Origin of the sequence: Ideonella paludis (genome assembly GCF_018069865.1) — a bacterium.
Classification (GTDB): domain Bacteria; phylum Pseudomonadota; class Gammaproteobacteria; order Burkholderiales; family Burkholderiaceae_C; genus Ideonella; species Ideonella paludis.
In genome coordinates, this window is sequence record NZ_JAGQDG010000001.1 from 628,442 (window position 1) to 642,565 (window position 14,124).

The following is a 14,124-nucleotide window of genomic DNA, read 5'->3' on the forward strand; positions in this document are numbered from 1 at the left end:
CCGCCGGCTGCGCCTCATCCCCTCACAAACACCACTGCGGTGCGCGCAGGCACATTGATGGTGCCGCTGGCCGCGTCAAAGCTGGCCTGGGCGGCGCGCTTGTCCGCCGCATTCGGGCCTTGGTGCACCGGGTGGAGCTGCAGCGCTTTGCCCGCCAGCGCCGGCACGCTCAAGGCCTTGGCTTGCTTGTCCACATTGATCACGTAGACCAGTTCGCCAAAGTTAGCGCCCGTATAGCCCGCACCATCGACTTGGCCGATCAAGACCGCCGGGTCTTGGCCCGAGCCGGTGTTGTGGAAGCGCAAGCGGGCCTTGATGTCGTCTGCCGTGCGCAGGCGCAGCAAGGTAGAACTGGCGCGGATGCGCAGCAGGTCGCGGAAGGCGTCGCGCATCCAGGTGATGTCACCCGGCTGCGGCGCGATGCCGCTATTGGCCAGGAAGGGCCGCATCACGGTCCAGTTGTTGCCGTTGTCGCGCTCGGGCGGCAGGCCCACGCCAAAGTTGTTGCCTTGATAGCTCCAGTCGATGCGATTGAACCAGTCGCCCGAGTCGTAGGAGTTGCGGTCCATCGACTTGCTGCGCAGCGTGTCCACCCCGGCATGGAAGTAGGGCACGCCCTGGGCGAAGGTGTTGATGGCCGCACCCAGCAGTTGCACGCGGGCTCGGTCTTCACGGCTGGTGCCCAGGGGCAGCTTGTAGACGTTGTTGTCGAAGAAGGTCTGGTTGTCGTGGTTCTCGAAGTAGTTGATGACCTCTGAGGGCTGCAGCACATAGCCGCCGGGCAAGCCGCCCACATTCAGGTCTTGCAGGCTCAGGGTCTGGTCCCAGTGCGTGGTCATGCTGTAGCTGCGGATAGAGCCCGCGAGGCCCGCCTTGATCACATCACCCAGCCACATCAGGTCGCTCTTGGGCCGGTTGCCGGTCAGCGCGTTCGGGTCGGTCCACAAGCCGTTGACATAGCCTTGGTTGCTGATGAGGAAGTCGCCGTTGTCAAAGCTGCTGCCGCCGCGCACGGCATCGCGCAGCATGGGGTTGAAGGTGCCGATGCCGGTGCCGTTCATGCTCAGCATCTCAGCCTGCACAAAGCGGGTGCCGTTGACCACTTCCCCAAAGTTCCAGCCTTCACCCAAGAGGTTGATGTGGCGGCCGGTGGCGGCATTGACCGCGGCCTGCAGCTTCTCCATCACGGCGCGGGGCTGGTGGCCCATCAGGTCGAAGCGGAAGGAGCTGATCTTGTAGTCGCGCGCCCAGGTGATGACCGAGTCGATCATCAGCTTGCCCATCATCAGGTTCTCGGTGGCGGTGTTTTCGCAGCAGGTGCTGCGCTCGATGTCACCCGCAGCGTTGTAGCGGTGGTAGTAGCCGGGCACGATGCGGTCCAGCACCGAGCGTTCGTTTTGGCCCGAGGCCGCGGTGTGGTTGTAGACCACATCCATGCCCACGCGCAGCCCGGCTTTGTGCAAGGCCTGCACCATGGTGCGGAACTCCACCACGCGGCGGGCCGGGTCACTCACAGCGCTGGCATAGCTGCCTTCCGGCACGGTGTAGTGCCAAGGGTCGTAACCCCAGTTGAAGCAGTCGCTGCCGGCCGTGGCCATCACCGCCGCTTGCTGGGCCGTGCTGTCGGGCGCAGCCGCCGGCACACTTGGGCTGGTGCAGCCGCGCTCGGGCACGCTGGTGATGTCATAGCTGGGCAGCAGGTGCACGTCCGTCAGGCCGGCTTGGGCCAGCGCCTTGAGGTGCTGCATACCGGCCGAGTTGGCGCGCGCAAAGGCCAGGTAGGTGCCGCGTTGCTTCTCGGGCACGGTGGTGTCACTGGCCGAGAAGTCACGCACATGCAGCTCGTAAATGCTCATGTCGGGTGCCGCCGCCACCGTGGGCGGAATGACGGTGGCATCCCAGCCACTGGGCTTGAGTGCCGCAGCGGCCAAGTTGCCGATATAGGCCCGCTTGGAGTCCGCCGTCAGTGAGATGGCGTAAGGGTCGGTCACCATATTGCGCACCACGCCCACGCCGCGCACAAACACACGCACGGCGAAGCGGTAAGTCTGGCCGCTCAAGTCCCCGGCAGCTTCATGCGTCCAGACGCCGGTGCTCGCATCCCATTGCATGTCGACGGCCGCCGTCGCCGAGCCGCCGCCCGGCTCATACAGATACAGCGCCACGCTGCGCGCGGTGGGCGCCCAGAGCTTGAAGCGAGTGCGGCCATCGGCCACGCTCACGCCCAGGTCGGTGACCTGCTCGGCCGAGGCATACAGCGCATCGAGTGCACCCGCGGCCTGAGCCGTGGTGGCGTTTTGCACCAAGCCTTGCGCGTTCTCTTGCACCAGCACCACCTGCGCCTTGTGCAGCAGCTTGAGCTGGGGCAGGTCCGCCTCGCGCACGCTGAACAGCCCACCTGAGGCCACCCACTTGAAGCGCTCGGCAGCGGCAGGCGGCACGCTGCCGGTGTAGGCGTCCAGGGTCAGTGCGCCATCAGCCCCGCTGACCACCTGGTCTTTGCTGACCACGATCTGGCCGTTGCGAGACCAGTAGAGTTTGACGGTTTGGCCCGCAGCCACGCGGGGCCATTTGATGAGCTGCGCGTTCAGCCAGAAGGCGCGGGCGTCGGTGCTGCTGACCGAGCGCAGGTCGGGTGCAGCCGTGTAGACCGTGGCGTCGCGCTCCACCAGCCAGATCTCGCCGACCTGGTTCTTGATGCTCAGCGCGGCGTAGTCCACGCGGATGTTGTTGTCGCGGCCGTCCTTGTCGTTTTCATTAGGCGGCATGCCGTGGATGATGAACTCCAAGGCCTTGCGGTTGGCATCCGCCTGCGGGTTGAGCACGGGGATGTCGAACACCACCTCGCTGGGTGCGGCGGTGTAGCCCGGCATGGCCGAGAAGGCCACGGGCGCGTTCCAGCGGTCAATCGTCACGCCGGCAGGCATGCGGCTGGTGTCTAAGCCGCTGCCATTCCAGAGGTGCAGGCCCCAGTTGGCATAGTCGCCCCCAAAGCGCTGGTAATGCACCCGCACGGTGTGGATGTCCGGCGTGGGCGCCTGCAAGGGGTTGCTGGCGTAGGTGGTCGGGTCGTCCTGAAGGCGCCAGATTTCGTTGGCACCCGGCTTCAAGGCATAGGCCTGATCCGCCCCGTTGTGGTCCTTCCAATCCCCTTTGTGAAAGAGGTAGCCCACCGTGCCGCTGTCCGCATTGAGCGGAATGTCGTAATAGGCGCCAAAGCTGTCGCTGCCGCTGGCATTCCAGCCTTGGTTCCAGCCCGGGTCTTTGGCAGCACCCCAGGTGTGCATTTGCCAGCCCTCATAGTCGCCCGCCGTGCGGCGGTAGTGCACCCGCAAGGTGGTGCTGACGGCCGCAGCAGGCTTGGCACGCGGCACCGCGTTCAACACGGTTTGGTGCGACTCTGACGCCGCCAGCGCCAGCGTGGCATCGGTGTTGGCCGCCTGCACCGGCGGCTCGGTGGCGGCGGGCTCGCTGCCACCGCCGCAAGCCCAGAGGTTCAGGCACATCAGGGCCATCAGCGCCCAACGCCACCACCCGCGCGCGCCACGGCGCGCCGCCACATCCGATGCGTGCATCGCTCACTCCTTTTGCTTGGAATGGGCGCGATGCTATTGAAGTAAAACTACATGCAATATCCAGGGCATCCCTTAGATATCGATTGCAACTCTTCTTGGGGCGTAGTGATCTCGCGTAATTTATCTACATCATCCGCCAGCGAGGCCCCCTCATGGTGGCCTCGCTTGAAGTTTGCGCGCGCTCACTCCACCTTGAAGCTGGTGTCCGAGACGTCAAAGAAGATGTTGTTGCTGCACTTCACCTTCAGACGCGCCGCGGCTGCTGCCTGGGCAGGCAGCTTGACAGTGGTGCTGCCGTTGTTGGGCGCCGATTTTTTGAGCCGCTTGCTGAAGGTCTGGCCACCATCGGCCGAGAACCACACGTCCACCGCCGCGCAAGACACCGGCGCCGCCGCCGTGTTGGCCACATCCCAGGTCACCCGCAGGCTGCTGCCCGGGCGGTAGCTGCCCCCCGTGTTGGGGCTGGTGAGCTTGAAGGGGCCGGCCGCCGCGCTGACCTTGAAGCTCAGGTCGGCACTGGCGACGCCGCCTGCAGACGGCGCGGCTTGGTCGTCCCGCACGGTCAGGCGGAAGTTCAAATCGCGGCTCACACGGGGCAGGATCTCGCCCAAGGTCTGGGTGTTGCCCAGCAGGTCGCTGAGTTGCGGAAAGCTGCGCGTGGCACTGGCCGTGGGCGGGAAGCTGCGGAACAGCGGCGCGCTGGCGTCAGGCTGGTTGGGGCTGCCCGCAGCGCCGAGGTCGCGCTGCTCCCACTGGTAGCTCAGCGTGTCGCCGTCAGGGTCACTGGCTTGGCCCGTCAGCTCGAAGGGCGTCTGGGCCGGAATGGTGAAGCCGCCTGCGGGCACGCTGACGCTGGGCGCGCGGTTGCCGGTGGGTGTGACCACCGCACAAGCGGCCCCACCGCCCGTGCGCGTGTAACGCACAATTTCATCAAAACTGGCGCTGTGGAATTGCGGGTCGCTGTGCGGCTGCAAGTCATCGGCATCGCAGATGCCGGCATAGGCCATGATGGTCGAGCCGCTGCCCGGCTCATAGGCCACGCTGGGCTCGCGGTTGCCCGCGCAGGCACCGCTTTGGCTGTTGAAGGTGTGGTTGGCGCCAAACTGGTGGCCCATCTCGTGCGCGACATAGTCAATGTAGAAGGCATCGTTGACCGGAGCGCCCAGGCCCGTCACGCCGCCCGCCTTGAAGCGCTTGTCGCACACCACGCCCAAGTAGGCCACGCCGCCGCCACCGGTGCTGACCACATGGCCGATGTCAAAGCTGCCATTGCCTAACACCGACTTGAGTGTCCAAATGTTCTGGCTCAGCATCTTGCCGCCATCGTCATTGGTGTAGGGGTCGGTCGCGGGGTCGGTGTAAATCACCTCATCGGTGCCTTCCACCAGTTGCAATTGAATCCCCACCTCTCGCTCGTACACCCCGGTGACGCGGTTGGTCAGGGTCACCAGCTCCGCCAACACATTGACCTTGTTGCTCGGCGAGGCCGCGGGGTCATGGAAGCGCGCGTACTCCCCCGTGGTGGCAATGGCCACGCGGTAAGTCAGCAGCTTGTCGCCAATGGCCGGCGCAGCCGCCCGCAGGGCCGCCGGCGCAGCGCCGGGCACCTTCAGCACCCGGTCGGCCGTGCGGCTGCGGGGGCTTTGGTCTTGGCCGTAGCTGACTTGGTGCAAGCGGGTGTTGTCGCCCAGGGCGGGGTCGATGAACACCCGGCCCTGCGGCGTGAAGATCTGCGCCCGCAGACCGCGCGGGCTCAGGTCCAGGCGCGCACTGATCTCCGGGCGCCCCGGCACCGTGCCGGCAAAGGTGCGGATCTGCGGATAACGGGCGGCCAAAGCCGGTGCCATCACAGCCGTTTCGTGCAAATGCAGCGTCAAGCTGCTGCCATCGGGCAGGGGCAGAGCCAAGGTGGGCCGCTGGGCCAGGCGTGACGAGGCGGCAGGCAACTGGCGCACCAAGGCCCCCAGTGCGGCCACATCCACCTCCACCCAGCGCGCTTGCCGCGCCTGCACCTGGCGGGCGTCTTCCAAGCGTGCGGGTGCAGCGTCTTGCCACAGGGGCGCTGCTGCCAGGGCCGAGCCGCCCCACAGCGAAGCACAGGCCGCCAGGGCCAAGACATGACGAGTGAAGGGGCGAGTGGGCATGAAGGTGTCTCCGGGATGTAGCTTGAATCAGCCGCGCAGTGTGCCCAGGCCGATGCAGCCCTTGAAGCCCCTAGCTCATCAACTCCCCCTAAGTCAGGAGATGGCGGTGAGCCGCTGCGCCATGCGTTGCTGCGCAGCCTCGACCTCGCCGCAATGCGCTTGAGCCCACTCCGCGCAGAAATAGGTGCCGCGATACCGCTCGCCGCTGTCGCACAGCAATGACAACACCGAGCCGCTCTCGCCGCGCTGGCGCATCTCGTCGGCCAAGGCCAGCATGGCCACCAGGTTGGTGCCGGTCGACGGCCCCACGGGGCGACCCAGCAAGTCGGAGAGCGCCAGCATCGCGCCCACCGAGTCGGCATTGGCCACCACGCTCATGCGATCCACCAAGCTGGGGATGAAGCTGGGCTCCACACGGGGGCGGCCAATGCCCTCGATGCGCGAGCCCGGCGCGGTGAGGCTGGCGTCGCCGCTGGCGTGATAGGCCGCAAACACAGAGCCCTCCGGGTCGGCCACGCAGAGCTGCGTGGGGTGGCGCTTGTAGCGCAGAAAGCGGCCGATGGTGGCGCTGGTGCCGCCCGTGCCTGCGCCCACCACGATCCAGCGTGGCACGGGGTGGCGCTCGCAGCCCATCTGCTCGAACATGCTTTGCGCGATATTGTTGTTACCCCGCCAGTCAGTGGCCCGCTCGGCATAGGTGAACTGGTCCATATAGTGCCCACCGCGCTCGCGCGCCAGGGTTTGGGCCGCCGCATAGACCTCGCTGGCATGGTCTACAAAGTGGCAGTCGCCGCCTTGAAAGCGGATCAGGGCGACCTTCTCGAGCGAGGTGCTGCGCGGCATCACCGCCACAAAGGGCAGGCCCAGCAAACGGGCGAAATAAGCTTCGCTGACGGCCGTGGAGCCGCTGGAGGACTCCACCACCGTCATGCCCTCGCGCAGCCAGCCATTGCACAGCGCATACAAAAACAGCGAGCGCGCCAGCCGGTGCTTCAAGCTGCCGGTGGGGTGGGTGGACTCGTCCTTGAGGTAGAAGTCAATGCCCTGAGCCGCCCAGGTGGGTAAGGGCAGGGCGATGAGGTGGGTGTCTGCGCTGCGGCAGTAGTCCGCCTCGATGAGGGAGATGGCGTGGTGGGTCCAGGATGAGGACATGATGAAGGCATGGCCGACGGTGATCGGCCCTCAATAAAGGATGGGCCGATTGTGGCGTCAGCGGCAGCCCGCCATGTGCCTCAAGCTGCGACCAGCTTCACGGCATAGGCCTCGCTGCCCTGTGCCCAAGCCATCAGCCGGTCGATGTTGGGGTGCTTGCCCGGGAACTGCTGCGCGTCGGCCGTGTGCTCGGCGTACCACTCCAGCCCCAACGTGGCGGCGGCGGGGGTGATCTGGCCGCCATAGAGGGCCGCCAGCGCGGCATACAGCGCCAGCGAGCCGGCTTGGCCGGGCTTGTTTTCCAGGGTGGCCAGCACCTGGCCCTGGGCATCCAAAAGCTGCAGCGCGGCGAGGTGGCTCGCTTTTGGGAGTTGTTGGAGTCGATCCGCAAATTTCATGGGGCGCGATGGTATCAACCCCGCCCTCGAGTTCGAGTACGCTTGCGCACCGTGACCGACCTGCCCCTGCTCTACACCTACCGCCGCTGCCCCTATGCCATGCGCGCCCGCATGGCCTTGCTCTGGGCGCAGCGGCCGTTTGCGGGCTTTGAAATTGAGCTGCGCGACAAACCCGCCGCGCTGCTGGCCATCTCACCCAAAGCCACGGTGCCGGTGCTGCAATTGGCAGACGGAGGCGTGCTGGAACAAAGCTGGGACATCATGGCCTGGGCCCTGCAAGACAGCCCCGTGCAAAGCGCCTGGCAGCGCGCCCAAGCGCCGGACATGCTGGCCCTGCTTGAGCGCAATGATGGCGAGTTCAAGCGCGGGCTCGACGCCTACAAATACCCCGAGCGCCAGGCCCAGCCCGCACCACGCGAGCACGCGCGGGACGCGGCCGTGGCGGTTTGCCTGCTGCCGCTGGAAGCCCGCTTGCAACATCAGCCCTACTTGGCCGGTGACACCCCCTGCGCCACCGACCTGGCGCTGTGGCCCTTTGTGCGGCAGTTCGCGGCGGTGGACCCGGCTTGGTTTGCGGCACAAGCCCTGCCCGCGCTGCAAGCCTGGCTACAGCGCGGCGTAAGCAGCCCGCTGTTTGCGGCTTGCATGACCAAACTACCCAGCAATCAGCGGGTGGCTTTCCCACCCCTGCTCAGCCCCGCCTTTGCCGCCCCATGACGCACCCGCCCCGCCTGACCCGGCGCCACGCCCTGTTGACCCTGACCCTGACCCTGGCCAGCGCCGCCCCCACCTGGCTGAACGCCGCTGCAGCGGCCACCGGCGGCCCGCAGGCTGCCGATCTGGCCCAGGCCCTGGCAGCCCTGGAGCAGCGCGCAGGCGGCCGCTTGGGTGTGGCCATGCTGGACACCGGCACCGGCGCGCTGAGTGGCCACCGCGTGGACGAACGCTTTGGCCTGTGCTCCACCTTCAAGCTGCTGCTGGCTGCGGTGGTGCTGCGCCTGATCGACCAAGGCCGATTGCGGGCCGAGCAGTGGGTGCCCATCACCCCAGCCGACCTGCAAAGCTACGCCCCCGTGGCCAAGCAACACCAGGCCCACGGCGGCATGACGGTGCTGGCCTTGGCCGAGGCCACCCAAACCACCAGCGACAACACTGCCGCCAACCTGCTGCTGGGCCTGATGGGCGGCCCGGCGGGGTTCACTCAGCACCTGCGTGGCCTGGGCGACCCCATCACCCGGCTAGACCGGCTGGAGCCCGCGATGAACCTGGTGCCATCGAGCGAGCAGCGCGACACCACCACGCCCGCCGCCATGGCTCGCATTACCGCCTTGCTGCTCACCGGCACCGCCCTCAGCCCCGCCTCGCGCCAGCGCTTGGCCGACTGGATGGTGGCGACCCAAACGGGCCTCAAGCGCTTGCGCGCCCACGCGCCCGCTGGCTGGCGTGCGGGCGACAAAACCGGCACGGCCATGGCGCCGGGCATGGTCGATAAGTACAACGACGTGGCCATCTTCTGGCCCCCCGCCCACACCGGCCGCGCACCCCTCATCGTCACCGCCTATTACGACACCGCCCAGGCCCATGAGCAGGGTATTCGTGAGCAAGACGAAGCGGTCCTGTCGGAGGTAGGCCGGCTCTTGATCCAACGCGCCGGAACGCTCTGACGCAGAACTTCAGCCTCCCGCTGCGAGCGGCTATTGGAGAAAGCCCATATGGCGCCACCCGAGGACTGTGGCCACAGTGGGGCTCTCTTTTGGAGGAGTTGTCCACATGTGTTCTTTTCGATCCGCTCAAGTTTTTGCCGTCCTGGCCACGCTGGCGCTCATGGGTGGATCGGCCTCGGCCCAGACCGTGCCTGGCAAATCCATGATCTACGACGAGGAGTGTCGTCTCGGCACCGAGTCTGGCGACAGCCAGCCCTATCACGCACTGGTGTACTACCCCAACGAGTACGCCATGCGAGTGCCGGGCCTGGTGATCGGGGCTGAGAAATCCGGCACCGACCCAGTCCGCAGGGGTGCGCAAGCCGTGAGCCTGAAGCCGGCCCCCGATGGCATCGCCGTGAACGACCGCACCACACGTTGGCTGAAGGATGTGATGCAAGGCGGCAGCAAGGCCGTGTTCATCTCCCATGTGGCCGCCTTCGACGGCCACGACGGCACGCTGGTGTTTGACGCCTATCGCAGCCCTGCCCAGGCCAACGAGAGCCGGCTCGACCCGTCGCTGAGAACAGTGCCTTGGCTGGACTGCAAGCGCCAGCCCGTGGCGCGCGCCAACGCCTATGCCGACAGCTGGCGCGGCATCAAGGCCGCCCGCGCGCAGATCACCACCGATTTGGCGCGGGGGCAATACACCCATGTGTTCATGATCGCGATGGGCTGGAACACCGTCCAGATCGAGGCGATGCAAAACTTCGCGTCGATCATCCGGACCTTGCAGGCCACCGCGCCGGATAAAGCCAACTTCAGGCCCTATGTGATCGGCTTCACCTGGCCCAGCCAATGGGACAACACCTTTTTGGGATCCGTCCTGGTGCGGCCCAGCAGCCTGTTGAACAAGGCCAATGACGCCGATGAGTTTGCGGCAGGCTGGCTGGGCGCCAGCCTGCGCTATGCCGTGCTGCCTGCCCTGGCCGAGCACGCAAAGCAGGGGCAGCGCCCCAAGCTGGTAGCCATTGGCCACAGTTTTGGGGCCCGCGCCATGTCGCATGCGGTGTGCCGGGGCACCGTGCTCCCGCCTGAAGAGGGCGGCCCCACGGGCCCACCACTGGCCCAGGGCGCAGTGGATGCCCTCATCAACCTGCAAGGGGCGTACTCCTTGAACCGCCTGCGCGCCAGCGGTGCGGGCCCTTCCGAGCTGGCCTACGCGCCAGGCTGCCCTGCAGCGACTCGCTTGGTCTTCACCGCCTCGCGGCATGACTCCGCCGCTGAAGCCGCCGCCAAGCTCCCCGGCCCGCTGTGGGCAGGCTCCATGAAGTCTTGGGAAAAGCTACAGCGCGAGGGCATGCGCTTGGACGACGGCAGCCGCATGACGCTATGCACGGCCCAAGCGGATGGCCAGTTGGTGAAGGGCTGCGACCTGTCCTCCCAAACCCGCATGCTGTATGTGAACGCCAGCGAGCTGATCAAATACCAATCCTTTGGCACCGGTGGCGGTGCCCACAGTGACATCTATCGGCCAGAAACGGCGCAGCTTCTGTGGCAAGTTCTGCCCCTCAACCATCAGCCGTGACGAGGATGCACATACCCGTGGCACGCCTGCGTTAAGGGCTCAATGACATGAGCCCAATACCCTACAACCTGGCCCGTTTTGACTTTGTCTCCATCCGGCTGGCGGTGGCTTGCGCTCGCACAGGCAACCTCACCCAAGCTGCCCGCGAATGCCACTTGGTACTACCCGCTGCCAGCCGACGCCTCAGGGACTTGGAGCGCAGCTTGGGGGGGCCGCTTTTCGAGCGTCATTCGCGAGGGCTCACCCCCACCGACTTGGGCCGGGCCTTTATGAAGCGGGGGCTCGCTATCTTGCAAGAGCTCGACAACCTGATGGCCGAGCTGCATGACGCCCGCCAGGGCGTAGCGCGTCATTTGCATGTTTGCTCGGGCACGGCCGCCATCATCCAATTCCTGCCACCGCTGTTGGCCGACTACGCCGCGCTGCGACCCGAGATTCAGGTCGAATTGGAAGAGCAAGTCTCCGAGCAAGTCGTGGCCTCGGTGCGCGAAGGGCGGGCCGATGTGGGCGTCTTCGTCGGTGGGCCCGAGGTCCATGGCCTGGAGGTGTGCAAGTTCCGCGAGGACGAATTGGTGCTGCTGTTGCCGCCGGGACACCGGCTCGCGGGCAAAGGTGCTTTGGAGTTCGTGCAAGCCCTGGATGAACCCTGGGTCACCCTGCATGCCGGCGCGGCCGTGCTGCAAGCCCAGCAACAAGCTGCCATGGCGGCAGGGCGGATGCTGAAGCTGCGCATGCAAGTGCGCAGCTTTGATGCGGTGGGGCATATGGTGGCTGCTGGGCTGGGCATTGCCCTGGTGCCCAAGGGCGTAGCACTGCCCCTGGTGCGCGCCAAAGCCTTGCAATGGCGGGCCCTCAGTGATGCCTGGGCGCAGCGGCAGGTGCAGCTGTGCGTGCGCTCGGATGCCGACGCCGCCGTGAAGGAGTTACGGGATTTCCTGCAGTCGTCTTCGCAAAATGCGAAGTCTCGCCCAACGAGATTGAAATAGACGGCACACGCAGCGGCCTCGGACACTGGCCGCATGTCACAAGCCGCCACCACTTCTCCACCGCCTGAGGCCAGCACCCCCTCTTCCATGGCCGCCTTGGCAGGCCTCAAGGTGCTGGAGTTGGGCCAACTGATCGCCGGCCCTTTTGCCGCTAAGACTTTGGCCGACTTTGGAGCCGAGGTCATCAAGGTCGAAGCCCCAGGCGCTGGCGACCCGCTGCGCAAGTGGCGCATGCTCAAAGACGGCACCTCGATCTGGTGGCAAGTGCAGTCGCGCAACAAGCGCTCGGTGGCACTCGACCTTCGCCACCCTGACGGGCAAGCGCTGGTTCGCCAACTGGCGTTGGAAGCCGATGTGCTGATCGAGAACTTCCGGCCCGGCGCGCTGGAAGGCTGGGGGCTGGACCCCACAGACTTGCTGGCTGCCAACCCCCGCTTGATCGTCTTGCGCATCAGTGGCTATGGCCAGACCGGCCCCTATCGCAACAAGCCGGGCTTCGGGGTGATTGCAGAGGCCATGGGTGGGCTCAGGCACCTGACCGCGGAGCCCGGCCGCGTGCCCGTGCGGGTCGGTGTGAGCCTGGGGGACACCCTGGCCGCTTTGCATGGCGTGATCGGCATTTTGCTGGCCCTGCAGCACCGCCATGCCAGCGGCCAGGGGCAGATCATTGACATTGCCTTGTATGAGGCGGTCTTCAACTGCATGGAAAGCCTGCTGCCCGAGTACAGCGCCTTCGGTGCGGTGCGGCAGGCTGCGGGCAGCGCCCTGCCAGGCATTGCACCCACCAATGCCTACCTGTGCAAAGACGGTGGCTACGCGCTGGTGGCGGGCAATGGCGACAGCATATTCCGGCGCCTGATGCAGCTCATCGGGCGCGAGGACCTTGCTCAAGACCCCGCATTGGCCGACAACGCAGGGCGCGTCAGCCGAGTCCAGGAGCTAGACGCCGCCATTGGTGCCTGGACAGCCCAACACAGTGTGGCGGACGTCTTGGCTCAGCTCGACAAGGCTTCCGTGCCCGCTGGTCGCATCTACACCGTGGCCGACATTGCGGCCGACCCGCATTACCAAGCACGGGGCATGCTGGACACCTTGACGCTGACTGACGGCAGCGCCGTGCAGGTGCCTGGCATCGTGCCCAAGCTGTCGCGCACACCGGGCCAACATCGCCAACTGGCCCCCAGCTTGGGCCAGGACACTGACCTCATCCTGCACGAGATGGGCCTGAGCCCGGCGCAGATTCAAGACCTTCGCACCCGTGGTGTGATCCAGTGAGACCCCAACCATGACCCGCCTTTACTTCAATGAAGTGGTGACCCGCGATGGGTTTCAAAACGAGGCCCACTTCGTCCCTACCGCAGACAAAGTGGCCCTGATCGACGGCCTAAGCCAGTGTGGCTTTGCCAAGATCGAGGTGACCTCGTTCACCTCGGCCAAGGCCATTCCCATGCTCAAGGATGCCGAGGCCGTGATGGGCCAGATTCAGCGCGCCCCCGGTGTGGAGTACACGGTGCTGGTGCCCAATGTGCGCGGCGCTGAGCGTGCACGAGAGTGCCGTGCTGACGAATGGAACTTGGTCATGTCCACGTCCGAAACGCACAACCTGGCCAATCTGCGCATGGGGCGCGAGCAAAGCTTTGCAGGCCTGCGGGATGTGGTGGCTCAAGCCCGCGGGCATGCGGCGGTGAATGTATCGCTCTCGACTTGCTTTGGCTGCCCCATGGAGGGCGAGGTTCCCGCCGCAGAGGTGCTGCGCTGGGCCGACCGCTTTGCCACGCTGGGCGTGCGCGGACTAACGATATGCGACACCACCGGCATGGCCCACCCTCGCCAAGCAGCGGCCATGGCACAGGCCCTGAGAAGCCGCTTTGCGGACTTGCAAATCACCTTTCACTTTCACAACACCCGAGGCATGGGGCTGGCCAATGTGCTGGCCTCGGTGGATGAAGGCATTGTGCGATTCGACGGCTCCTTGGGTGGCTTGGGCGGTTGTCCTTACGCCCCTGGTGCCAGCGGCAACATTTGCAGCGAAGACGCCATCCACATGCTCCAAGCCATGGGCCTGGATACAGGCATTGATCTGCCTCGGCTGTTGACCTTGGCTCGGCAATTGCCAGATCTGGTGGGGCATGAAGTGCCCAGCCAAGTGGCCAAGGCCGGACGCACACAAGACCTCCACCCCACCCCCGCCTACGTTGAAGAACTCAGATCGGAGCGCTCATGATTGACCACCTTGACCACCTGGTTCTCACCACCTCCCGACCCCAGGCCTGCATTGACTTCTACACACGTGTTTTGGGCATGCAGCTGGAGTCATTCATCGGCGGCACACCGCCGGTGGAACGTCAGGCCCTGAAGTTTGGCCACCAAAAGATCAACATCCATGTCCAGGGTTCGGAGTTCGAACCCAAGGCCCACCTGCCGGTGCCCGGCGCATTGGACCTGTGCTTCATCGCGTCCATGCCTCTGCAGGCCGTGATCGAGCGCTTACAGCAGGCCGAGTGGCCGATTGTGGAAGGCCCGGTGTTACGCACCGGTGCCACACAGAAGATCCGGTCCGTCTATGTGCGCGACCCGGACTTCAACTTGATTGAGATTTCCGAACTTGTTTGACACCATGCGCCGGCTCAAGCCCGCG

The 14,124-nt window shown here is 65.8% G+C and carries 11 protein-coding genes; 7 read left to right on the top strand and 4 right to left on the bottom strand.

Going from position 1 to position 14,124, the window contains the following annotated elements; genetic code table 11:
* Positions 1–14: 14 nt before the first annotated feature.
* The 4 genes from KAK11_RS02820 to KAK11_RS02835 form a co-directional block, all read right to left on the bottom strand.
* Complete coding sequence (locus tag KAK11_RS02820) at positions 15–3,575, bottom strand: alpha-1,6-glucosidase domain-containing protein (RefSeq protein WP_246498244.1); 3,561 nt, start codon at positions 3,573–3,575, stop codon at positions 15–17.
* 182 nt (positions 3,576–3,757) lie between these two features.
* Positions 3,758–5,719, bottom strand: a complete 1,962-nt coding sequence (locus KAK11_RS02825) for a reprolysin-like metallopeptidase (protein WP_210805919.1) — start codon at positions 5,717–5,719, stop codon at positions 3,758–3,760.
* Positions 5,720–5,812: 93 nt separating this feature from the next.
* Complete coding sequence (locus tag KAK11_RS02830; RefSeq protein WP_210805921.1) at positions 5,813–6,871, bottom strand: PLP-dependent cysteine synthase family protein; 1,059 nt, start codon at positions 6,869–6,871, stop codon at positions 5,813–5,815.
* An 80-nt stretch (positions 6,872–6,951) separates the two neighbouring features.
* Positions 6,952–7,269: a DUF2322 family protein gene (locus tag KAK11_RS02835; protein WP_210805923.1), complete on the bottom strand. Its 318-nt coding sequence runs from the start codon at positions 7,267–7,269 to the stop codon at positions 6,952–6,954.
* Between the two features lie 42 nt (positions 7,270–7,311).
* On the opposite strand from KAK11_RS02835, the gene KAK11_RS02840 reads away from it, so the two are divergent.
* The 7 genes from KAK11_RS02840 (at position 7,312) to KAK11_RS02870 (ending at position 14,099) form a co-directional block, all read left to right on the top strand.
* A complete protein-coding gene (locus tag KAK11_RS02840; RefSeq protein WP_210805925.1) occupies positions 7,312–7,986 on the top strand; it encodes a glutathione S-transferase N-terminal domain-containing protein in 675 nt (224 codons plus the stop codon).
* Positions 7,983–8,933 carry a class A beta-lactamase gene (gene bla, locus KAK11_RS02845; RefSeq protein WP_210805927.1) on the top strand — a complete coding sequence of 317 codons (951 nt, stop codon included), beginning with the start codon at positions 7,983–7,985 and terminating at the stop codon, positions 8,931–8,933. Before KAK11_RS02840 ends, bla begins: the two co-directional genes overlap by 4 nt.
* A 106-nt stretch (positions 8,934–9,039) precedes the next feature.
* On the top strand, positions 9,040–10,500 hold the full coding sequence (locus tag KAK11_RS02850; RefSeq protein ID WP_210805929.1) for an alpha/beta hydrolase family protein: 1,461 nt from the start codon (positions 9,040–9,042) through the stop codon (positions 10,498–10,500).
* Between the two features lie 47 nt (positions 10,501–10,547).
* On the top strand, positions 10,548–11,486 hold the full coding sequence (locus KAK11_RS02855; RefSeq protein WP_210805931.1) for a LysR family transcriptional regulator: 939 nt from the start codon (positions 10,548–10,550) through the stop codon (positions 11,484–11,486).
* Positions 11,487–11,519: 33 nt separating this feature from the next.
* Positions 11,520–12,761: a CaiB/BaiF CoA transferase family protein gene (locus tag KAK11_RS02860; RefSeq protein ID WP_210805933.1), complete on the top strand. Its 1,242-nt coding sequence runs from the start codon at positions 11,520–11,522 to the stop codon at positions 12,759–12,761.
* A gap of 10 nt (positions 12,762–12,771) precedes the next feature.
* Positions 12,772–13,710: a hydroxymethylglutaryl-CoA lyase gene (locus tag KAK11_RS02865; RefSeq protein WP_210805935.1), complete on the top strand. Its 939-nt coding sequence runs from the start codon at positions 12,772–12,774 to the stop codon at positions 13,708–13,710.
* Positions 13,707–14,099 carry a VOC family protein gene (locus tag KAK11_RS02870; RefSeq protein ID WP_210805937.1) on the top strand — a complete coding sequence of 131 codons (393 nt, stop codon included), beginning with the start codon at positions 13,707–13,709 and terminating at the stop codon, positions 14,097–14,099. Before KAK11_RS02865 ends, KAK11_RS02870 begins: the two co-directional genes overlap by 4 nt.
* The last annotated feature ends 25 nt before the right edge of the window (positions 14,100–14,124 follow it).

Coding starts and splice junctions, on each gene's coding strand:
- KAK11_RS02820 (WP_246498244.1), bottom strand. CDS start 3,575: ATGCACGCATCGGATGTGGCGGCGCGCCGTGGCGCGCGCGGGTGGTGG.
- KAK11_RS02825 (WP_210805919.1), bottom strand. CDS start 5,719: ATGCCCACTCGCCCCTTCACTCGTCATGTCTTGGCCCTGGCGGCCTGT.
- KAK11_RS02830 (WP_210805921.1), bottom strand. CDS start 6,871: ATGTCCTCATCCTGGACCCACCACGCCATCTCCCTCATCGAGGCGGAC.
- KAK11_RS02835 (WP_210805923.1), bottom strand. CDS start 7,269: ATGAAATTTGCGGATCGACTCCAACAACTCCCAAAAGCGAGCCACCTC.
- bla (WP_210805927.1), top strand. CDS start 7,983: ATGACGCACCCGCCCCGCCTGACCCGGCGCCACGCCCTGTTGACCCTG.
- KAK11_RS02850 (WP_210805929.1), top strand. CDS start 9,040: ATGTGTTCTTTTCGATCCGCTCAAGTTTTTGCCGTCCTGGCCACGCTG.
- KAK11_RS02855 (WP_210805931.1), top strand. CDS start 10,548: ATGAGCCCAATACCCTACAACCTGGCCCGTTTTGACTTTGTCTCCATC.
- KAK11_RS02860 (WP_210805933.1), top strand. CDS start 11,520: ATGTCACAAGCCGCCACCACTTCTCCACCGCCTGAGGCCAGCACCCCC.
- KAK11_RS02865 (WP_210805935.1), top strand. CDS start 12,772: ATGACCCGCCTTTACTTCAATGAAGTGGTGACCCGCGATGGGTTTCAA.
- KAK11_RS02870 (WP_210805937.1), top strand. CDS start 13,707: ATGATTGACCACCTTGACCACCTGGTTCTCACCACCTCCCGACCCCAG.